The organism is Paenibacillus sp. Z6-24 (assembly GCF_054161335.1).
In genome coordinates, this window is sequence record NZ_CP096398.1 from 1,098,627 (window position 1) to 1,120,280 (window position 21,654).

General features: G+C 52.4%; 17 protein-coding genes. 9 read left to right on the forward strand and 8 right to left on the reverse strand.

Annotated elements, in window-relative coordinates; all coding sequences use genetic code 11:
* Positions 1 to 108: 108 nt before the first annotated feature.
* A complete protein-coding gene (gene clpB / locus M1D61_RS04960; RefSeq protein WP_458121399.1) occupies positions 109 to 2,760 on the forward strand; it encodes an ATP-dependent chaperone ClpB in 2,652 nt (883 codons plus the stop codon).
* A gap of 160 nt (positions 2,761 to 2,920) precedes the next feature.
* Here clpB and M1D61_RS04965 read toward each other — a convergent pair whose 3' ends face one another.
* The gene (locus M1D61_RS04965; RefSeq protein ID WP_458121400.1) at positions 2,921 to 3,820 is read right to left on the reverse strand and encodes a LysR family transcriptional regulator; all 900 of its coding nucleotides are present in this window, start codon (positions 3,818 to 3,820) and stop codon (positions 2,921 to 2,923) included.
* Positions 3,821 to 4,051: 231 nt separating this feature from the next.
* On the opposite strand from M1D61_RS04965, the gene M1D61_RS04970 reads away from it, so the two are divergent.
* The 5 genes from M1D61_RS04970 to M1D61_RS04990 all read left to right on the forward strand — a co-directional run bounded on the left by M1D61_RS04970 (position 4,052) and on the right by M1D61_RS04990 (position 9,876).
* The gene (locus tag M1D61_RS04970; protein WP_458122409.1) at positions 4,052 to 4,978 is read left to right on the forward strand and encodes a DMT family transporter; all 927 of its coding nucleotides are present in this window, start codon (positions 4,052 to 4,054) and stop codon (positions 4,976 to 4,978) included.
* 610 nt (positions 4,979 to 5,588) lie between these two features.
* Positions 5,589 to 6,713 carry an ABC transporter ATP-binding protein gene (locus tag M1D61_RS04975; protein WP_458121401.1) on the forward strand — a complete coding sequence of 375 codons (1,125 nt, stop codon included), beginning with the start codon at positions 5,589 to 5,591 and terminating at the stop codon, positions 6,711 to 6,713.
* On the forward strand, positions 6,710 to 7,429 hold the full coding sequence (locus M1D61_RS04980; RefSeq protein ID WP_046215771.1) for an ABC transporter permease: 720 nt from the start codon (positions 6,710 to 6,712) through the stop codon (positions 7,427 to 7,429). Before M1D61_RS04975 ends, M1D61_RS04980 begins: the two co-directional genes overlap by 4 nt.
* Positions 7,430 to 7,434: 5 nt before the next feature.
* The gene (locus tag M1D61_RS04985; protein WP_458121402.1) at positions 7,435 to 8,844 is read left to right on the forward strand and encodes a GldG family protein; all 1,410 of its coding nucleotides are present in this window, start codon (positions 7,435 to 7,437) and stop codon (positions 8,842 to 8,844) included.
* Between the two features lie 15 nt (positions 8,845 to 8,859).
* Positions 8,860 to 9,876, forward strand: a complete 1,017-nt coding sequence (locus M1D61_RS04990; RefSeq protein WP_458121403.1) for a DUF4340 domain-containing protein — start codon at positions 8,860 to 8,862, stop codon at positions 9,874 to 9,876.
* Between the two features lie 188 nt (positions 9,877 to 10,064).
* On the opposite strand, the gene M1D61_RS04995 is transcribed toward M1D61_RS04990, so the two are convergent.
* The 7 genes from M1D61_RS04995 to efeO all read right to left on the reverse strand — a co-directional run bounded on the left by M1D61_RS04995 (position 10,065) and on the right by efeO (position 18,322).
* Entirely contained in the window at positions 10,065 to 10,634 is a 570-nt protein-coding gene (locus tag M1D61_RS04995) for a DUF2569 family protein (protein WP_458121404.1), read from the reverse strand.
* Between the two features lie 237 nt (positions 10,635 to 10,871).
* On the reverse strand, positions 10,872 to 12,134 hold the full coding sequence (gene nagA, locus M1D61_RS05000) for an N-acetylglucosamine-6-phosphate deacetylase (protein WP_458121405.1): 1,263 nt from the start codon (positions 12,132 to 12,134) through the stop codon (positions 10,872 to 10,874).
* Positions 12,134 to 12,862, reverse strand: a complete 729-nt coding sequence (gene nagB, locus M1D61_RS05005) for a glucosamine-6-phosphate deaminase (RefSeq protein ID WP_046215766.1) — start codon at positions 12,860 to 12,862, stop codon at positions 12,134 to 12,136. The genes nagA and nagB overlap by 1 nt, the downstream gene beginning before the upstream one ends.
* Before the next feature lie 3 nt (positions 12,863 to 12,865).
* Complete coding sequence (locus M1D61_RS05010; protein ID WP_046215765.1) at positions 12,866 to 13,726, reverse strand: MurR/RpiR family transcriptional regulator; 861 nt, start codon at positions 13,724 to 13,726, stop codon at positions 12,866 to 12,868.
* 437 nt (positions 13,727 to 14,163) lie between these two features.
* Complete coding sequence (locus M1D61_RS05015) at positions 14,164 to 16,020, reverse strand: FTR1 family iron permease (RefSeq protein WP_458121406.1); 1,857 nt, start codon at positions 16,018 to 16,020, stop codon at positions 14,164 to 14,166.
* Between the two features lie 37 nt (positions 16,021 to 16,057).
* Positions 16,058 to 17,416, reverse strand: a complete 1,359-nt coding sequence (gene efeB, locus M1D61_RS05020; RefSeq protein ID WP_458121407.1) for an iron uptake transporter deferrochelatase/peroxidase subunit — start codon at positions 17,414 to 17,416, stop codon at positions 16,058 to 16,060.
* A gap of 3 nt (positions 17,417 to 17,419) precedes the next feature.
* On the reverse strand, positions 17,420 to 18,322 hold the full coding sequence (gene efeO, locus M1D61_RS05025; protein ID WP_458121408.1) for an iron uptake system protein EfeO: 903 nt from the start codon (positions 18,320 to 18,322) through the stop codon (positions 17,420 to 17,422).
* A 355-nt stretch (positions 18,323 to 18,677) separates the two neighbouring features.
* Between efeO and pgmB the strand changes: the two genes are divergently transcribed.
* The 3 genes from pgmB to M1D61_RS05040 all read left to right on the forward strand — a co-directional run bounded on the left by pgmB (position 18,678) and on the right by M1D61_RS05040 (position 21,649).
* Positions 18,678 to 19,316, forward strand: coding sequence for a beta-phosphoglucomutase (gene pgmB, locus M1D61_RS05030; protein WP_458121409.1), 639 nt, complete (start codon positions 18,678 to 18,680; stop codon positions 19,314 to 19,316).
* Between the two features lie 249 nt (positions 19,317 to 19,565).
* Positions 19,566 to 20,798, forward strand: coding sequence for a MalY/PatB family protein (locus tag M1D61_RS05035; protein ID WP_458121410.1), 1,233 nt, complete (start codon positions 19,566 to 19,568; stop codon positions 20,796 to 20,798).
* Positions 20,799 to 21,082: 284 nt separating this feature from the next.
* Complete coding sequence (locus M1D61_RS05040; RefSeq protein ID WP_458121411.1) at positions 21,083 to 21,649, forward strand: hypothetical protein; 567 nt, start codon at positions 21,083 to 21,085, stop codon at positions 21,647 to 21,649.
* The last annotated feature ends 5 nt before the right edge of the window (positions 21,650 to 21,654 follow it).

Here is a 21,654-nt window from a genome sequence, read left to right on the forward strand (position 1 = left end):
TACTTTCGGATAATCGATGTCTGGCTGGAGCAGAGGCTCTATGTCAGCAGGATGATTATATCCATAGAAATACAGACTATCATTTCCAAACAACAGGAGGGACCTATTGTGGATTACAACCGATTAACCCATAAATTACAGCAGGCCATTGCCAGCGCCCAGTCGCTCGCCACCTCGATGGGACATCAGGAGATTACTCCCGCCCATCTGATCAAGGCGCTGCTGGAACAGCCGGAAGGTCTGCTGCCGCGGCTGCTGCACAAAATGAATCTGCCGACAGCCATGATCATTCAGCAGAGCGATGAACTGCTGCGTCGCAAGTCCAGTATCAGCGGTTCGGCAGCGGTCAGCCGCTATGCCTCGGCAGGACTACTGCAGGTGCTCAATCAGGCGGAAAAGGAAGCGGCGGAGATGAAAGACGAATTTGTCGCTGTCGAGCATGCCGTACTGGCACTCATTTCCGTGGATGATCCCGGCAACCGTGAAGTACGCGATCTGCTGCACCGGCATGGATTGAAGCGGGATGCGGTCATGGCGGTGCTGGCGGACATTCGCGGCCACCAGCGCATTACGAGTCAGGACCCGGAAGCGACCTATGAAGTGTTGGAGAAATACGGCCGCGATCTGGTCGCTGAAGTGCGTTCCGGCAAAGTCGATCCGGTCATCGGGCGTGATGATGAGATTCGCCGGGTGATCCGTATTTTATCCCGAAAAACCAAAAATAACCCCGTACTGATCGGTGAGCCGGGCGTCGGCAAGACGGCTATCGTCGAAGGACTCGCCCATCGGATCGTGCGCAAAGACGTACCGGAAGGGCTCAAGGACAAAATAATTTTCTCTCTCGATATGAGTGCACTGGTCGCCGGAGCGAAATACCGCGGCGAATTCGAGGAACGTCTGCAGGCGGTATTGAAGGAAGTACGGCAGAGCAATGGACAGATTATCCTGTTCATCGACGAACTGCATACAATCGTCGGCGCCGGCAAAACGGAAGGCTCGATGGATGCGGGCAATATGCTCAAGCCGATGCTGGCCAGAGGCGAGCTGCACTGTATCGGAGCGACGACGCTGGACGAATACCGCAATTATATCGAGAAAGATCCTGCACTGGAACGCCGTTTCCAGCAGGTGCTGGTGAGCGAGCCGGATGTCGAGGATACGATTGCGATCCTGCGCGGACTCAAGGAACGGTTCGAAGTGCATCACGGGGTGAAAATTCATGACAGTGCCATCGTCGCGGCAGGTGTGTTGTCGGACCGCTACATCTCCGACCGATTTTTGCCGGATAAAGCGATTGATCTGATTGATGAAGCCTGTGCGATGATCCGTACCGAGATTGACTCTATGCCCGGCGAACTGGACGAGGTTACCCGCCGCATCATGAAGCTGGAGATTGAAGAAGCCGCACTCAAAAAAGAAACCGATGAACTGAGCCACAGTCGTCTCGGCGTATTGCAGCGCGAACTGGCCGATCTCAAAGAAAAGCAGCTGGAGATGCGTGCCCGCTGGGAAAAGGAAAAAGAAGTCATCGAAAATGTAAATACGCTTAAAAAGCGACTGGAACAGGCCCGTCTTGATCTGGAAAAAGCCCAGGAAGAATATGACCTCAACAAATCCGCCGAGCTGAGTTACGGTATTATTCCGGGACTGGAACGTGAACTGAAGGAAGCGGAAGAAGCGGCTCATCAGGATCAGGAAGGACGGCTATTGCGTGAAGCGGTGACCGATGAAGAGATCGCCGATATCGTCTCCCGCTGGACCGGCGTGCCGGTCAGCCGCCTGGTCGAAGGGGAGCGGGAAAAGCTGCTCCGTCTGGAAGAAGTGCTGCATGAACGCGTCGTCGGACAGGATGAAGCCGTGCAGCTCGTAGCGGACGCAGTCATCCGTTCACGGGCAGGCATCAAGGACCCGAACCGTCCGATTGGTTCCTTCCTGTTCCTCGGCCCGACTGGTGTCGGCAAGACCGAACTGGCCAAAGCGATTGCCGCCTCCCTGTTCGACCGGGAAGAGAATATGATCCGGATCGATATGTCCGAATATATGGAAAAGCACAGCGTATCCCGTCTTGTCGGTGCACCTCCGGGCTATGTGGGCTATGAGGAAGGCGGCCAGCTGACCGAAGCTGTACGCCGCCAGCCATACTCTGTCATTTTGCTGGATGAAGTGGAGAAGGCGCATCCGGATGTGTTCAACCTGCTGCTCCAGCTGCTGGATGACGGCCGATTGACCGATTCCCAGGGCCGTATGGTTGATTTTAAAAATACGATTATTATCATGACCTCCAATATCGGATCGGTGCATCTGCTGAGCGGTATGGAGCAGGAAGGACAAATCAGCGAGTCGGTACGTGCGACTGTGATGCGAGAGCTGAATATGCACTTCCGTCCGGAGTTCCTGAACCGGGTAGATGATATTGTACTCTTCAAGCCGCTCAGCCGTACAGAAATTCGCCAGATCGTCTTCAAACTGGCTGACAGTCTGCGTGCTCGTCTGGCTGACCGTCAGATCGGGCTGGAGCTGACCGATGCCGCCGCCCAGATGATCGCAGATGAGGGCTATGATCCGGCATACGGCGCCCGTCCGCTGAGACGGTTTATCCAGCGTGCCCTGGAGACCCGGGTAGCCCGGGCACTGATCGCCGGTGAAGCCCTGCCGGGTTCTGTCGTACAGGTCGATGCGGTGAATGGAGAACTGACCGTTGTAATCCGGGAAGCGGAGGCCATACCTCTTACCAAGGATGAGCCTACCGTTGTTAACTAAGCGACCTGCAGATGCTTTTCTCTGTATCCGGTCAAACAAACTTTTGGACTGCTGATCTCCAGCAGTCCTTTTTGGCATGAATTCAGACTTCCCGGAAATGTCCGGACAGCACGCTCCCGTGAATCCCGGTTGATTTCCATGAATCAGGTGATTCTTGAGGTTAAGTACCATCTGGCACCATTTCTGGGACTTCTTTTGTGAAAAGCTCCTTCGCTGTCCGTACAAACAGCTGCACCGCAAGCGAAGCATTACCAAGCGAAGGCACCGCAATACCGATCTGGCGGGTAATCCGCGGAGATACTTCCTTGACCGTTAACTCATGAGGGAACATCGATAACGCAAGTTCCGAGACGATACCGATGCCCAGTCCCTGCCGAACCATATTGACGAGCGTGCTTACATTATGGGTGGTGAACTTGATCTGCAGATGGCTTTTCTCCCGCTGAAAAGCTTCCATAATCGCCACTTCATGACCACCTTTGCAAAGGATCACATCCTGTCCATCCAGATGGCGGATCGAGATCCGCTCCTGGGACTGCAGCGGATGCTGCTCCGGCAGCAGCACAATCATCTGGTCCGAATAAAGTGGAATCGTATCGACCGACGGATCGGGCAGCAGGATAATACCCGCTTCGATCTGACGGGTGTGCACCCAGTCTCTCACTTCATTGGTCGATCCTTCCTGTAGATCGAACACCAGATTGGGATAGTTCTGCCGGATCTGATGAATAATCGGCGGCAGGAAATAAGCCGATGCCGAAGGAAAAGCACCGATGGTGACCGTCCCGATATCCAGTCCTTTTTCGGCAGCCACCTGCTGCTGTACCTTTTGCATACTTTGCAAGATGGAGCGGAATTCCAGCAGCACCCGCTGTCCCAGCTCGGTGAGCAGCACGCCTTTTTTGCGGTCCCGAAGCAGCAGCTGGGCATCCAGTTCATTTTCAATACTGGCGATGGCATGACTGACTGCCGGCTGGGTCATATGCATCTCCTGGGCAGCCTGGGTAAAATTAAGCGTCTCGGCGACACGGACAAAGACCATGATCTGTGTAATTGTCATAACAGAACAGTTATCTCCTTTATTCAAAAGATTCATTTTATTTATCATAACAGACGGTATAAGCTAAAAACATAAGATATATGAATTTTAACATATGGATAGGAGAGGAAGAGGATGGATGAATATTCATCAGGCGGGGGTGCAGGCAGCCACCCGGCTCATTCGGAACATAATCAGCCGCTGCATGATATCAAAAAAATAGTGGGTGCAGCAGCAAGCGTATCGTATAAAATGAACAAGCCAAAAGGGCTGACACCCCAAAAGACACTGCTGCTGATACTGTTTCTCGTGACGGTATGGGGCATTAACTGGCCGCTGACCAAGCTGGCACTGCCGGAAGTGCCGCCAATCCTGTTTTCCGGACTGCGTACACTGATCGGAGGACTGCTGCTGCTCGTCCTCGCGATGCGCTACAAGGAAAAGCTGCAGTGGAAGCACAACTGGCCGGTCTATGTAGTATTGGCTATATTTAATATTATCGGATACTATGGACTGCAGACGATCGGTATCGGCTACCTGCCTGCCGGGCTGTTCTCGACCATTGTCTTCCTGCAGCCGGTACTGCTCAGCCTGTTTGCCTGGTTATGGCTGGGCGAACAGATGTCGCTGCTCAAAGTAATCGGTCTGGTCTTCGGCTTTGCCGGGGTGGCCGTAATCAGCTCGGGCGGACTGGAAGGCAGTCTGTCTCCACTCGGTATTATCCTCGCAGTTGCTTCCGCTCTCTGCTGGGCGATCGGCACCATTTATATGAAGAAAAAGAGTGCCCAGCTCGACTCGCTCTGGACGGTAACGATCCAGCTGCTGATCGGCGGCGTGGTACTCAGCGTGATGGGATCGGGAACAGAGAGCTGGAGCGATATCCACTGGACACCTTCATTTATTGTTATTCTGCTGTTCATCTCCGTATTCGTTATCGCCGCCGGCTGGCTGGTGTATTTCAAACTGATGGACAGCGGAGAAGCAAGTACGGTAGGCTCCTACACCTTTGCAATTCCGGTACTCGCCAACATTTTCAGCGTTTTCCTGCTGGGTGAATCCGTCACGATTCCATTGCTGATCGGCCTCTTGATGATTGCCGCTGGTATTGGTCTGGTAAACAGAAAGCGCCCGGTTCCGGTTCCGATCAAACAGCAGCAAGCCTGTGACCACCGTTCTTGATTGTTTTTGTGATCGTAATGCTTTTTATTCACGACGGCTAAGAATAGTTAAATCATCAGAAAAGAGCCTATTTTGCCTATTTGCAGAATATGCTCTTTTTGTAATATAGTTATGTTCGGATTGCAGATCATCCAGCTTAGCATATTTATTTATACATAACAGGAGGTGAATAAGGGCGAATGCACCTATTCTATAACTTATTGAATAAAGTTAGAGCAATGAAAGATCAGGATCATGCCAAAATTTTATGGATAAATTTTATTATTATGTTCTCGGTTATGATGCTGTCCCAACTACGGAACGCAAGAAAGGAAATAAGGGCAAAGGACGACCTTTGGAGCCCGTGCCCTTATTCCTTTCCGGAGTGATGAATGCATCTCCGTCATAGATTACGAAGCAGCATGCATCTTTTGTGTTCAGTTCCTTCATGCTACAATGCTATTTCCACAGAATAATGGCTTTTTAAGCTGCCATTTAGGCTTTTTTAAGCTGATTTTATACTTTATCCTTTATAGTAAGAAGGATTTTTGCATAGACAGGTATATGCAGAGCACCCATGGGACTGTCTCTGGGCAGCGCTGCCTATGATCACGCAGGAGGGAATGATACAATGCTTCAGGTCCAACAAGTCAGCAAGTATTTTGACCAGCGACGGAGTGTGGACGGGATTGATTTTGAAATGCAGCGGGGAGAGATCGTCGGATTCCTCGGGCCCAATGGTGCCGGGAAGACGACGACAATGCGCATGATCACCGGCTATCTGAGACCGACATCCGGTCAGATCTGGATCGACGGTCTGCCGATGCATGAGCCATCCCGCCGGGCACGAACCAAAATTGGCTATTTACCGGAGACACCGCCGCTCTACCCGGATATGACGGTGAACTCTTATTTGCGCTTTGTCGCTGATCTGCGGGACGTCCCGGCCAGACAGCAGAAGCTGCGCATTAGCGAGATGATCGACCGGCTTGGTCTGCATGGCAGAGAGCGGCAAATTATCCGCTCTCTGTCCAAAGGTTACAAACAGCGCCTCGGACTTGCCCAGGCGATTATTCACCAGCCCGATCTGCTCATCCTCGATGAGCCGACCTCCGGCCTTGATCCGAATCAGATTCTGGAGATCCGGCAGCTCATCCGTGAGCTGGGCGAGCAGCATACCGTACTGCTCAGCACTCATATCCTGCCGGAGGTGAGCACACTGTGCAGCCGGGTGTTGATCATCAACGATGGCCGCATCGTCATGGATGGTAACGCCAATCAGCTGGATCAGTCGCTGAATGAGAAATTCCAGGTGCTGCTGGAAGTGAAGACCACGCCGGCGGCACTGCATCAGCTGTTGGAACGATGGCAGGGTGCGGAAGCCGAATATTTGAGCAGTACAGAGGAAGAGCAGCATGTGCAACCTATTCAGCTGCGGCTGAAAGGAACGGATGAGACCGATTTTCGTGAACAGCTGTCACTGCTGCTCGCCGATGCACGCATTCCGATTCTGGAGCTGCGCAAGGAACGCCTCACGCTGGAAGATGTATTTGTCAAACTGACCAGAGATGCCGACCCGGCAGCAGCCAATGAAAGCGATATGCCGTCGGCTGCAGCCGACCAAACCGTATCGGTCAAACCAGCAGCATCCCAAAGCGTCTCCGCAGCTGGCAGCACATCAAAATCAGGCGCTGCCGGTAAAAAAAATACAGAAAAGTCCGCAGCACCAGCGAACGAGGAGGATGACGCCAGATGAGACGAATGTGGGCGATCTGCTCCAAAGAATTACAATCCTACTTTTTCAGTCCGACCTCCTATTTTGCGATAGCGGTCTATGTACTGCTGTCGAGTGTTATGTTTTACGTTAGCTTTGTCGTGTATCAGCCGAGTATTCTCGATTACCGGCTCATCCTTGGTGATACGCTGTTCATGCTGCTGATCGTGATTCCGCTGCTGACGATGCGGCTCATGTCCGAGGAGTTGCGGCAGGGAACGGATGAGCTGCTGCTCACTTCACCGGTGACAGCGACCGAGATCGTGCTCGGCAAGTACCTGGCTTCGCTGGGACTGCTGATCGTACTTGTGCTTTGCAATCTGATCTATCCGCTGGTCATGTCCTTTTTTGGACCGCTCAATATGACGCTGCTGTGGCTGTCTGCGCTCGGCGTATTCCTGATGGGCGCGGCGATGATGGCGGTCGGATTGTTCGCTTCGAGTCTGTCCCAGCACCAGATGGTAGCGGCAGTGATCGGATTTGTGCTGCTGCTCGTCCTGTGGCTGATGGATTCATTCCTGTCAGGTGCACCGTCTTCCAATCTGCAGCAGTGGCTGGCTCCATTCTCCCTGTCCGGCCGGATCGTCAATCTGGTCAAAGGGGTGCTGCACGGACCCGATATTCTGTATTACATCACCCTAGCAGCCCTATTCCTTGTCCTCAGCATTCAGGTTGTTGAGCGGAAGCGGTGGAGGTAATGAAAATGAGAAACTGGATATATCGCACCAATGCTATTGTTATTTCAGTCGCGGCGATCGGGATCTTTATCGTGTTGACATTGTTCCTGAATTCGCTGGGCACGTTCCAGCTGGATCTGACCCGGGACAAGCAGAATACGCTGTCCGATCAGACGATAACCACACTGCAAAATGTCAAAGACCCGGTGGAAGCTATCATATTCACCGATCCTTCGGATGCGCAGGTCTATACGCGCCAGGTGACCGACCTATTGAATGAATATCACAAAATCAACAGCAAGCTGGAGGTCAAAGAGTATGGACTTCTGCAAAATCCCGAACTGGCCCGCCAGTACGGCGTAACTGGCAGTACGGTGGTGTTCAAGCATGGAGAGCAGACCAAGCTGGTACCTATAGCGAGCATGTTCACCTTTGGCAATGCTGACGGATCAACCGAACAGGAAGCCGCGAGCACCTCCTATGAATTCAGCGGTGAGCAGAAGCTCACTTCCGGCCTGCTATCACTGACATCGTCCAACAAGTACAAGGCCTATCTGCTGAATGGACACAATGAATTCAACACAAGCACCATCAGCGTACTGGCCGGTGAACTGGCCAACGAGAATATCGAAGTCTCGGAGCTATCCCTGGTTCAGGAGGGCGCTGTACCCAAGGATGCGAGCGTACTGATGATCGTTGCGCCGCAGACGGATTTGAGCGACGCAGAGACCAAGGTCATTCGCAAGTATCTGGATGGAGGAGGCAAGCTGTTCCTGTCCCTCGGATTTAACGAAAAAGCCAAAAGCAGCTGGACCAATATCGATTCGCTGATGAGCATGTACGGCATTACCGATACCCATGCCGTCGCGGTCGAACCGAAAGACACTTCCCTGTACGATCCACTGACGATTGTACCGGAGTATGGCAATCATGAGATTACCGACAAACTGGCCGCCAGCAATCTGTATACGATCATGTCGCTGTCCATAGCACTCAAGCAGGAAGGCAAGGAAGGCCTAACGGTGACGCCGCTGCTGACTTCTTCTTCCAACAGCTATGGCGAGACCGATCTAGCCGGCCTGCTGGAATCCCGTACCGAACGCGGCAGCAATGATCTGGAGGGACCATTTGATCTGGGTTATGCCGTGGCTGATACCAAGGGCGAGCCGAAAGCGATCATTCTCGGCGGTTCTACCTTTATGATGGATCAGTCGATCAGTCAGCAGGGCAATCTGGACTTTGTGCTGAACAGTGTGAATGATCTGATCGGCAATGAGAATCAGGTGACGATCCGTCCGAGAGTGGAAGAGCAGTACAAGACGGCTAATCTGACATTTTCACAGGCACGGACCATTTTTATCGTAACCGTCATCGTGCTGCCGCTGCTGTTTGTCGCGATTGGTGTATTCCTCTGGTGGAGACGCCGCCGGGGATAGAGGAGGGATAATGCCATGATTCGAAAATTGATGCCTTCCATCATTTTGCTGATTATTCTGGTGGCAGGTGTGGGTTACGCCTATTCCCAGAACTTTTTTCAAAAGGATGATACACCGGCAGATGATCCGAAGCTGCTGACGATGAATGTATCGGATATCGACAGCATTCAGATTCATCCAGCCTCTTCCGGCGGCGGAAACACCGCTGCTGTGCAGAATGCTGCAGCTCCGTCCGCTGCGCCGGAAGCGGTACAACTGGACAAAAAAGGACAGACCTGGACGATGACCGCACCAGCGGCGTATCCGGTCAATCCTTATGCGATAGACGACTGGCTGACTGCGCTGCAGTCTGCTGCTGTCCATGGTACGGTCGAAGAGCAGCCGGCAGATACGTCCAAATACGGCATCCGTGCGGATACGCAGGCGATCACGGTACACAGTCAGGAGGGCAGCAAACTGACTGTCGCAATCGGAGACGAGCTGCCGACCAAGGGCTACTTTTACGCTCAGCTTAATGGCAGCACCATCGTTCAGCTGGCCCAGCAGACGGTCACCGATCTGCAGGCCGATGCCTTTCATTTTATCGATACGACACCGGTCGGCTGGGACGATAATCAGCTGACCCAGCTGAAATGGAGCAGCACCGATCCGGCAGTCAGCTGGACACTTGATCATAAGGCCAATCTGGCTGATCCGGCGCAGGATACATGGACACTGAACGGCAAGTCGATTGCCCTGGATCAGGGCACAGGCATCACGGACGCGGTGAAAAATATGCCGACTGACCGTCTGCCTGTACCTGCATCACAGGTTCAGTCATACCGCAAAGTGCTCACGTTCAGCGTATCCCTGACAGAGGACGGTAAAGCAGCGACCGAACGCTATCAAGGCTGGCAGGACCCGGATGACAAGCAGTATGTCTGGCTCACCGATCCGCAGAACAGGTGGGCATACCATATGCCGGCGGAGGCCCTGGCATCGGCGGGACAGTCTGCAGTGAACGCGGCGGATAAAGACAAGTCCTCCCCATAACACAATAAAATATCATCAGCATTATGTACCATCTGGATCATGACGCGATTCCGGAAATGCAAAAGCTCCGATCACCCTTTTTAGAAAAAGGAGTGATCGGAGCTTTTTTAATGAAGGTTAAGCAAATGATGTACAGCCCAGCAGTCCAGGAAAAACTCTTGTCCATGAAGCCATGGACATACAGCCGTTTAACGAACGAAAGTGTTCTCCACTCTACGGGAACGCAGGAAGTAAGCGACCCACCCGGCCAGCACGAGCAGATGGATAATGGTGCTGATAATGCCTGCTTCGATCTCTGGCGGGGATAGGAAATAGGTAGCCAGAATCGCAACTGCATCCAGTATACAGAATCCGATCACCAGCTTCGGCAGTGTACGTTTTCTTTTGTAGAACCATATCAGAATCACGATTAGATAAATGGATGCGATGATCGTATAGATCAGGGTAAATACGAGCAGCCCCTGATAGGTTGCGCTGCTGACCTGCATCATGCTGGTGAGCTGGTCATAAATGTCCACTTTGGCATAGGACATAGCCAGCAGAATCGCTCCGCCTGCCGTAGCAATCAGGGAGGCGAACAAATAATAATACATGCAGATCTGGAACAATACCAGCCAGCCGCCAAAACCGGTTAACGGTGGCGGTGTATAATATCCGCCGTTCATTCCTCCGGCAGATCCTCCCATCGGTGGATAAGGGGGCTGCATCGGTGGTTGTGCCGGTTCCTGCGGTGGACCCGGGGGTTGGTAATTACTCATGCACAAATTCCTTTCTCATTGGGTTTATGACTCTAATGTACAATAGCAGACGATGCCCGGATTTGGAAGATATGTAGGTGTTCCCTGCCATTTGAAATCAGATAGAAGGCAAGGAACGGATAACTGCTGAACCGGATTTGGAAAAATAGCAAAAATCCCTTTGGAGAATCAGCAGTGGTTTGTTTTTATGGTTAAGACGCAGCGCATTTTTACAGCTTTTTCGGAAAATGAATGTGGTCAATTGTAGACGAATTCATTTCCTTTGATAAAGATGTGCTTCAATTCCATCTGCTCGTCCAATATCAGCATATCGGCGCGCTTGCCGGCTTCGAGGCTGCCGGTCTGGTCATAGATGCCGAGCTGGCGTGCCGGGTTGCCGCTGGCGGCTTCGGAGGCACGAAGGATCGATAATCCTGCTTTTTCGATCAGGAAGCGGAAGCCTTCGATCATGGTCAGTCGGCTGCCGGCGAGTGTGCCGCTGTCTTCCGGCAGAGTAGCGACGCCGTTGATCACTTTGACCGGCTGATCGCCGAGCATATAGTCGCCATCGCCCAGGCCGGCTGCCGACATGGCATCGGTGATCAGGATCAGGTTATGATCCTGCTTGAGCTGGGCGAGCAGGGAGACAGCAGCAGGGTGTACGTGAATACCGTCTGCGATAATCTCGGCATGAATAGCAGGTGTCCCGAGTACGGCTCCGGCAACACCCGGCTTGCGGTGATGCAGAGGGGTCATCGCATTGAACGTATGCACGGCATGATTCAGCCCGGCATCGACCGCATCCATAATCTGTTCATAGGTGGCGTCGGTATGACCGGCGGCAGCAGTGATCTGGTGCTCACGCAGCCAGCGGATCAGCTCCAGCGCGTCTTCACGTTCGGGCGCCAGGGTGAGCTGCTTGATCAGACCGGGATAGGCGGCATGCCACTCTTCCAGCCATTCTACGTTCGGAAGTACGATATGGCCCGGATTCTGGGCGCCCGGCCACTTTGGACTAATAAAAGGACCTTCCAGATGAACACCTTCCACCTGTGCACCGGGCATACGGTCAGCCTGTACGTAGGCATGTACCTGCTCCAGCACCCTGGCGATATCTTCATGAGGAGCAGTCATCGTCGTGGCGAGAATTGCTGTCGTTCCCTGGCTGGCATGAAATGAAGTAATGGTATCCAGCACTTCGGGACTCGAATCCATAAAGTCCTGTCCCATCCCGCCATGCACATGAATATCGACAAATCCCGGTACAACGAGTCCGCCTGCCGCATCATAAGTCGTAATTGTCGCTGCAGCGTCTGTACCTTGTTGTGCATGATCTGCCTGCAGGGTATCGCTGCCGACAGCAGGAGAAAATGCCGGTGCTTCTGCAGCTGCTCCGGCATAACGGATGATGCCGTTCTCCACCTGGATCACACCATTATCGATGACCTGCGTCGGCGTTACAATCCGTCCATTTACAATCTGATACGTCGCTGATGTTGAACCTGATGTAGGTATGGACATTATCCGAACAACCTCCCGGCTTCACCGTCCATCAGCACCGTTACATTCGGATGCAGCTGTAACAGTGAAGCAGGGCAGAGAGTGGTGATTGGTCCGGTGAGCGCACGGTGGATAATCTCGGCTTTGTCAGCGCCGCGCACCATCAGTAGAATCTGGCGGGATTTCATAATCGTACCTACACCCATCGTAATCGCCTGCGCAGGCACTTCATCGATCGATTGGAAATAACGAGCATTGGCTTCACGGGTCTCCGGCAGCAGATCGACTACATGGGTGCCGGGCAGCAGCTGATCTGCCGGTTCGTTGAAGCCAATATGTCCGTTATGCCCGATGCCGAGCACCTGCAGGTCAATTGTCGATTCGGACAGCATGGCATCGTAGCGGCTGCATTCCTTGTCCGGATCGGCTGCCATGCCATTCGGCACATGGGTATTGTTCATATCGATATCAATATGATCGAATAGATGCTTGTTCATAAAGGCGCGGTACGAAGCCGGATGATCGGCAGGCAGTCCCACATATTCATCGAGGTTGAACGTTTTTACCTTGGAGAAGCTGATAACCCCTTGATTGAAAATGTTGATCAGTTCCTTGTACAGATCGACAGGTGTACCGCCGGTAGCGAGACCGAGCACAGCACGCGGGGACGTCTGTACAAGACTGGATACGATATACGCTGCTACTTTACCGAAATCTTCTTGCTTGCTTACTTTGACCAGATTAACCATGGATCATAACCCTCCTGAGTCTTTGCGGTAACGCCGCACATTTTTATAAGACAGCTCCAGTTTGTTGACGGAGTCGTTGAACTGGGCACTAATCATACCGGTGAACAGAATATCGATAATATGAAGCTGGGCAATACGTGAAGCCATATCGCCGCGGCGGACGCCTTTTTCCAGGGAAGAGGAGAACAGCGAGATATCCGCCATCGCTGCCAGCGGATTGGAGCTGTACTGGGTCAGCGACATGACGGTAGCGCCGTTCTCGCGGGCGCAGGTGAGCGCATCAATCGTCTCCCGCGTCTCGCCGGAATAGGAGATGGCCAGCGCTACATCCTCGGACGAGAGCGTGGAAGCGGAAGTGATCTGCATATGCGAATCGGCAAAGGCGGTACAGTTCTTGCCGATGCGGATCAGCTTCTGGTAAAAGTCCTGTGCCACGATGGAAGAGGTAGCGATACCATACAGATCAATCCGGCGCGCCCGGGTCAAATAACCGATCGCCTGCTCCAGCTTGGGCAGATTGAGCAGCCGGGTCGTATCGTTGATCGAGGTGACATGATTCGATTCGATCGCTTTGACAATCTCGGCCAGCGGATTGCCGGCGATAATATCCTGGTAGGAGCTGGGCACCGACTGCTGGGCCAGCTCGCCGGCCAGCTTCATTTTGAAATCGGGAAATCCCTCGAAATTGAACGTTTTGCAAAAGCGCGTGACGGTCGCCGGACTGATGCCGCACTGGTTGGCCAGCTGGGTAATGCCCAGCCGAATAACCGAGGAAGGCTGCTGCAAAATATAATGCGCCAGCCGCCGTTCCTGCGGGGACAGCTTATTCAGCCCCTGCTCCAGAACATGCAGAATGGGAGACATATCTATCCCTCCTTTCAGATGAGGTGCGATACTGTGTGAACCTGTAAATGGAAAGGTATACTTCGGATGATGAAACAGCGATGAAATGTAAAAACAAATGCGATGATTTGTGAAAATAATTTTTATATATTAATAAAAATGAAGAAAATAATTTTCTTTGAGTCCATCATAGCGGAGCCGTCAAGGGATTGCAATAGATTTGCAGCAGATTAATACGGGGCAGGAAAAATGAACGAATTCAACGTTCATAAGGTATATTAAACGCCGCTTTCCGGTTCCAACATATCAAAAAAGCTGTTCCTGCCAATCAGGGCAGAAATTCTATCTGCCGCAATCGCATGAACAGCTTTTTGACGAAATACATAGTGGGCTTGCTCTGCCTGAATGCTTCTGTATAACGCTTATCCTGCAGAGAAGCAGATAGTTCAGGCTGTCGTTCAGTTCGTCGCTTGACGACGGTTCCGGTATTCCGGCAGGAGCAGCTTCCACAGCATGAAGATCAGCACGATCATCTGCGGGATAAAGGTCTCCCAGGTCGGATACATACCGATCCAGCCGATCGATGGCAGTCCGGCTGCATGATGTGCCGGGAATTGTCCGGCTACCTGAAGCGAGTGAATACTTTCCCCGAGGAAGCGGAACACCAGATAATAGATTAGCACAGTCGCGGTCAGGAAGAACGGGCGAACCGGCAGTTTCACACTGAAGCGGATAATCAGCACAGCGACGATAATCAGAATGACCATCGCCATCCCGATACCGAGCAGCAGCTGGGAAAGGGCGATTGACGGCGCCATTCCAATATAGAAGATCGCTGTCTCCGCACCTTCACGCAAAATAGCGAGTCCGGATACCGCAGCCAGTGACCAGAGACTGCCGCGCTGGAGTGCGCCGCTGACCTGGCTGGCGATATAGCTGTTCCAGTTTTGCAGATTGGCTTTCTGGTGCAGCCAGCTGCCGACACCGAGCATCAGTACGACAGCGACGAGTCCGGTAATCCCTTCGATCATCTCACGAGTACTGCCGCTGGTGGCCATCTGGGCAAAGGCATAAACAAAGATGGCAGCCATTACACCGCTGAGCACCAGACCGGACAGTGCGCCCGACCAGATCCATCGGCCAGCCTGACGGCTGCCGCTGCGTTTGGCATAGGCGAGCAGAGCGGCGAGTACGAGGATCGCTTCCAGACCTTCACGCAGCAGGATAATCGCTGCATCCCATGCCGTATAGGCAGATTTGGACGTGATCGGTGCCAGCTCATTCAGCATCGTATTCAGTACGGTATTGGCTTTGTCCCAGGCAGGCGGGGTGGAGATGAGGTAGCCCTGCACCTCTGACATTTCATTTTCAATGGATGTGTACGTGGAGGACGAGGAAATCTGCACTTCGCCCTCGACGAGCGGCCACATCGTAATAAACTGCTGCATCCGGTCTGTGGCGGTCGCAGCATCCTGCTGGCCTGCCGCGGTCTGTACCTGCTGGAGCAACGCGACCGCATCGGTCAGACGCATACTGCCGCTGGCCGGTGCCGTATCGGCCACTTCGCCGGACAGATAATGATTCAGCAGATCGATCAGCGCCTGCGTCTCGGTCTGCGCCTGCTCCTCGCGCGGCGGATCGGCCTGCAGGGAGACGCGGATCATGCTCATGCGCGTCTCCAGCTGGCTGTAGACGGTAAAGTTATCTGCACGAATGGCACTCTCCACATCCGGCCAGGCATCGACGATCTGCTTGTAGCTGGTCTGGGCGGCAGGCCAATCCTGCTGCTTGATATGCTGAATCGTCTGATCGGCGAGCGGCAGGATCACCTGGACAGCCTGGGTTCCTTTTGCAGAAGGGCCCTTGCCCTGGGCGGCATCTTTGCTGCCAGCCGTGCCCGCTTCGGCATAGCTGTTGACCGCACGGGCGAGTGTACCGAGTGCCGATACCGCGGCATCCGGGTCGGACTGGGCATTTTGCAGTGCATTCTGTGCTGCCTGCAGTGCGGTATTTACTTCAGCCGCCTGCTGGGGGGCTGCCGAAGTGTCCAGCGACTTCCAGCAGGCGGCGAATGTGTCCAGTTCCTGTGAGGCATCCGTCCACTTCTGCTGGCCGGCATCGACGAGGGCACTGCCAACGACAGGCAGCAGCGTGTCCGGCGTGGGTGCTTCATCGGCGGCGGCCATATGCATGACCGGCGCTGCAGTCAGCCAGTTATAGACGAATGGCCGGGAAGCTGCCGGACTGAGCCCAATCATGAGCACAAGGAGACAGGTGCAGCTGATAAAACGTATAAACCAGGCGGTATTGCGCATAACCGTATTCCTCATTTCCTCGTAAAAATCAAGCCTGTTACAGCAGGGTATCGCCGATATAACCGCCCTGGCGAACACCGGGGAAGCAGGCAAATACGGCACTGCCGATATGCTGGATATATTCGTTCAGCGCATCATTCTGGGCCAGCCGCTGCTGCATGGGGATGAACTGCTTGTCCAGACTGCGCTGATAGCTGATGAAAAAGAGCCCTGCATCCAGCTGGCCGGTCGTATTGTCCATACCGCTTGAATACGAGTAGGGACGACGCAGAATCTGCATTTTGCCGTCTCCGCGGGCGACGCGCATATGGGCATTCATCGGAATCACCGGCTTGCCGGAGGCATCTTTGGCTTCCATATCCCCGCGATCAAATTCGTGCTGCGAACCAAGCGGTGCGCCGCTGACCCGGTAGCGTCCAAATGTATTCTCCTGATCAGCCAGACTGGAGCGATCCCAGACCTCGATCCGCATCCGGATGCGCCGTACGGCCATATAGGAGCCGCCGGTCATCCAGCCTGCACCGTCTTCCGGCTGTACCCAGACCACTTCATTCATCATCGCTCCATCCTGAACGCTCGGGTTGGCTGTGCCATCTTTGAAGCCCATCAGGTTGCGCGGAGTGGCTTTGTTCGGATCGGATTCGGTCGAACGCTGGAAGCCTTCCTGACTCCAGCGCAGTACCGCCGAGCCTCTGGCGATCCGGATCAGATTGCGCATCCCGTGAAAGGCAACCTGCATATCATCCGCGCAGATCTGCACACCAAGATCGCCACCGCACCATTCCGGCATTAGATTATCTCCATTAAAAGGAGGCAGATCGCCGAAACCGGCAGGCTTTTTACCCGCCAGTCCAAACCGGTGATCAAACAGACTCGGTCCTGCACCGAATGTAACGGTGAGCCGCGAAGGAGTCAGACCTGCCGCTTCACCAGTATCGGCAGGTGGAAGATTCAGGTTCTCATTTTGCCCGTCCAGCAGTTCCCCAGCCATCAGAGAAGCGGAAGCCCGGGTCCACGCTTGCAGCAAACGTTTCAATCCGTCAGCATCGCTTACCGTCAGATCGAGGGAAGCAAAGCACATAAAGTTCTGGCTTGGCGTTGTAATCCCCGCCTGATGCTGTCCGTAAAAGTCGTACCGGTTCGCATCGGGTATGCCGGTCGTCACATTGTCCGAACTGCCCGGCTTGTCGGAAGCCGGCTGCTTGGTCGCTCCCGTCGCAGCCATAATGCCGTAAGCGCCCGATCCGCCGAGCAGCAGTCCGACACCGGAAGCGCCAGCAAGCCGCAGCATATCGCGGCGGCTCACAGGCTTGCGGAACAGGGAGGAAGACTCCTGTCCGGCATCAGGGGTGGTGTTCGGTTGTTGTAGGTTGTTATCGTTTTTGTTCTTGCTCATGTCTTACACTCCCAGAATCGTTCCCATTTGGGATAGTGGTTCAGCCAGTGCATCGAGGTTCTGGCTCAGCGTACGTACATCCTGCTTGCTCAGCTTGTCATAGGTGACATAACCGCCGTCTTTGGTAGCAAATGGAGCCAGCTCCTTGTTCAGTGCTTCGAACTTCTCACCGATTTGTTTCTCCAGGGCAGGGTCTTTTTTCGCCAGATTCGGCTTCAAAATCTCATAGATTTTCTCGGCCCCTTCCACGTTGGCGACAAAGTCATACAGATCGGTGTGGGAATAGCGTTCCTCTTCACCGGTTACTTTGGAGGAAGAGACTTCGTTCAGCAGCTCGACTGCACCAGTAACGAGCAGTCCGGCATCAATATCCACCGTTTCGACTTTGGCACGCAGCAGCTGGGCATCCTGCAGCAGACGGTCTGCATACTCGTTCATGCCGTCTGTTGTTTTCTGCTCCCACAGCGCCTGTTCGATCTTATGGAATCCGCGCCAGTCCTTGTCATCGACATCTCCCTGACGGGCATCAATATCCGGGTCCAGATTGCCGAGTGCTTCAGCGATCGGCTCGATCCGTTCATAGTGCATACGGGCTGGAGCATACCGTTTTTTCGCTTCTTCCAGCTTGCCGGCTTTGACCGCTTCCGTAAATTTCTCGGTCTCTGTCACAAAAGCATCGATCTCGCTGATTGCATACGTACGGTATTGTTCTGTCGCATCTTTGAAATCTACTGTAGAAGCAGCCGATGCAGTTGTACCCGCTGCTGTGCTGTCAGCAGTACCGGCAGCAGATGAGCTTGTCTGTGCATTGTTTGCAGCCGGTTTTGTTTCTTCTTTATTGCCGCAGGCTGCAAACAGTACAGACGATAACAGCAGAACTATAGGCAGGGTATAGCGTGCTTTCATAAATTCAAACACTCCTCAATAATGATAATCGTTCTCAATAATGTATATATCATAGTGTGGAAACCCTGCAACGTCAATATTTTTATGTAAAATACGACAGGATGTATTCCTGCCTCTGTGTAAATCTCTTAATCTATCTCTGACGAATGTATCAGGATTGGAAAGAATATAGAGGTCTGATATTCAATATAGGATAAGCAAATCGGCACAGAAGATCATCGATAAAATAGATTTAACAAAAAGGATAGCTTGTTTTTCAGCGAATCTGTTTATATTCCATATATCAGTAGGATCACACATTTACCGTGATTTAATGAGCTGACGAACAGAAAGCGAATCAGAGGAGGATGCAATTATGACGATCAAAGCTGTAATATTCGATCTGGATGGGGTTATCGTATCCACAGACCAATACCACTACCAGGCATGGAAAAAGATGAGCGATGAAGAAGGCATCAAGTTCAACGAGACGATCAACAACCGTCTGCGCGGCGTGAGCCGGATGGAAAGTCTGGAGATTATTCTGGAAAAAGCCGAGCGTACCTACACACCGGAGGAAAAGCAGGCACTCGCGGAACGCAAAAATACCTACTACAGGGAATCACTGAATGAGGTAAAACCGGAAGACATGCTGCCGGGAGCCAAACATACGATTGAGGAACTGAAAAAGCGCGGCGTCAAAATTGCTATCGGCTCCTCCAGCAAAAATACTCCGACCATTCTCAAGCAGATCGGCCTGGCGGATGCGTTTGATGCGGTGGCGGACGGCAATGATATTACCCGCAGCAAGCCCGATCCCGAAGTATTTCTGCTGGCAGCCGAGCGTCTTGGTGTACCTCCGGAAGAATGCCTTGTCGTGGAAGATGCGGAAGCCGGTGTACAGGCCGCTATTGCAGGCGGTATGAATGTCGCTGCTGTAGGAGATGCAGGCCTGCATTCCCAGGATGCCGATTACCGGATGGAAAGTGTGGACGAGATTCTGGAATTGATTTGATTGTAAGTGAAAAATGATAAGACCGGGTTGTTTCCAGCAGCCCGGTTTTTTGCTTTTATTTTTGTTGATCGCCGTCCGATGGATCGTGTTTGCCCTTGCCTGCAAACATGTTATGATAATTGTAATCTTAAATTCGTTTTGGGATAAAGCGGGGAAGTAATATATGCTCTCCCGGATATTCCTGTATCACATTAGCGAGCGTATATGTATGCCAGCAAGCTGCATACACGCCGAAGCGGAGGTTTACGGATGGACTATACACAGCATTTTGACAATCCCCCGGAGAGGCTGAATACGAATTCGGCCAAATGGGATCAGCTGCAAAAGTTATTTGGCACAGAAGATGTACTGCCCCTGTGGGTAGCGGATATGGATTTTGCCGCACCGCAGCCGGTGCAGGAAGCACTGAAGAAAAGTGCAGAGCACGGTGTTGTCGGCTATTCTTTCCAGTCCGAAGCCTACTACCGGGCACTCCGGGAATGGATGAAAAACAGACACGGCTGGGAAATTGAAGACGAGTGGGTCGTATTCACGCCGGGTGTGGTAACCGCACTTAATTTTGCGGTGCAGACATTTACCGATCATGGGGACAAGGTAGTCATTCAGACGCCGGTATATCCTCCTTTTTATAGTGTAGTCACCGGTCATGGCCGCGAGGTGGTGGAGAATCCGCTCAAGCAGCAGGAGAACGGTGAATATGTGATGGATCTGGAGCAGCTGGGACAGGCACTGAGCGAAGAAAATGTAAAAATGCTTATTCTGTGCAGCCCGCATAATCCGGTCGGCCGGGTATGGACACGCGAAGAGCTGGAACGGGTGGACGAACTTTGTGCCAAGCACAATATTATCGTGGTATCCGACGAGATTCACGGCGATCTGGTGTTTGAACCGAATCGGCATATTCCGTATCCGATGCTGTCCGAGCAGGCGAAAAATCGCAGCATTATCTGTACAGCGCCGAGCAAGACATTTAATATCGCAGGGCTGAATACATCCAATGTGATTATTCCGAACCAGGAGCTGCGCGATGCGTTCGCACTAAAGATCAACAATTTTGGCGTCGGTCATATCAGCCAGTTCGGTGCGGTAGCGACCGAGGCAGCGTATACGCATGGCGAAGAATGGCTGGAGCAGTGCATGCGGTATATGCGCGCCAATATGGAATATGTACAGCAGTATATTGCCGAGCATCTACCGGAAGTATCGGTGTATCTGCCGGAAGCGACCTACCTGATGTGGCTGGATTTCCGTAAACTCGGTCTGGAGCAGGCTGATCTGGTCTCCTTCCTGCTGCACAAGGCACGGATCGCCCTGAACGACGGCCGCGCCTTCGGTACAGCCGGAGAAGGGTATATGCGACTGAATGTAGCTTGCTCCCGCAAGATGCTGGAAGAGGCGATGGATCGTCTTGCACTCGCTATCCGTGATTGGCGGCAAGCTCCACAACAGACAGCCGAACGGGAAAATTCCTTGCAACAGTAGAGTTCATTTTGTCGAGATGAGTTCATGAAGAACAGTAACAGATCTCCGAAGCATTAAAAAAGTATTACCATTGTAATGATATAAAGTTTGATCGCTGAATATATTACCTTATGATACATCCAACAAGTCTTCACTATTCGATACTTCTTTTCCTTTAGCAGGCAGGGAAGTTTAGGATATGAAGGCTTGTTTGCATATATTGGCATCACAGGATACTTTAAAAGGATTTCTTCCGTCTTATTCAGGCAGGTGTCTGCATATATTTGAAGAAAGAGGCGATAAATATGTATCAGCTGTTCCCGCCAAACGAAGAAAAATGCCCTTTATGTCATCAGCCGGTTCAGGTACTGCATGATCAGAATGAACAACATGCCCGGTTTTATATTTGTTTTGACTGCCAATTTATTGAAGAGATCGGTCAGGGAGTGGTTTCTCCATCGTCTTTGGCCGATCGTGGACAGGAAGCAACTCTGGCTATTGTTGCGGAGCCCTGGAATATGCCCGAATATCGACCGATCGGCCGCTCTGATCACTATTACCCGCAATTATTCAGCGAGTATGAAGTTAATATAATTGAGCTTGGCTATCAGGATATTTGTATCGTCACAGGGTTCACACCTGCAGATACCGATGAATTTAATTTTAATCTCTATCTGAACGGGATGACGCATAGAATTCCGGGGCCGGCACTATTTGTGAAGAAGCGTGAAGGTTCCAATAGTCACGAATCACTGCTCGTCAGGGAAGCAGAAGTAGTAATGGAGCTGTTTAAATGGGATCGGGAAAATTTCTATGTGGAGTATCTTATCCGAATGCTGAAGGGTGAAATTGATATTAACTTTATCAACTGAATTAT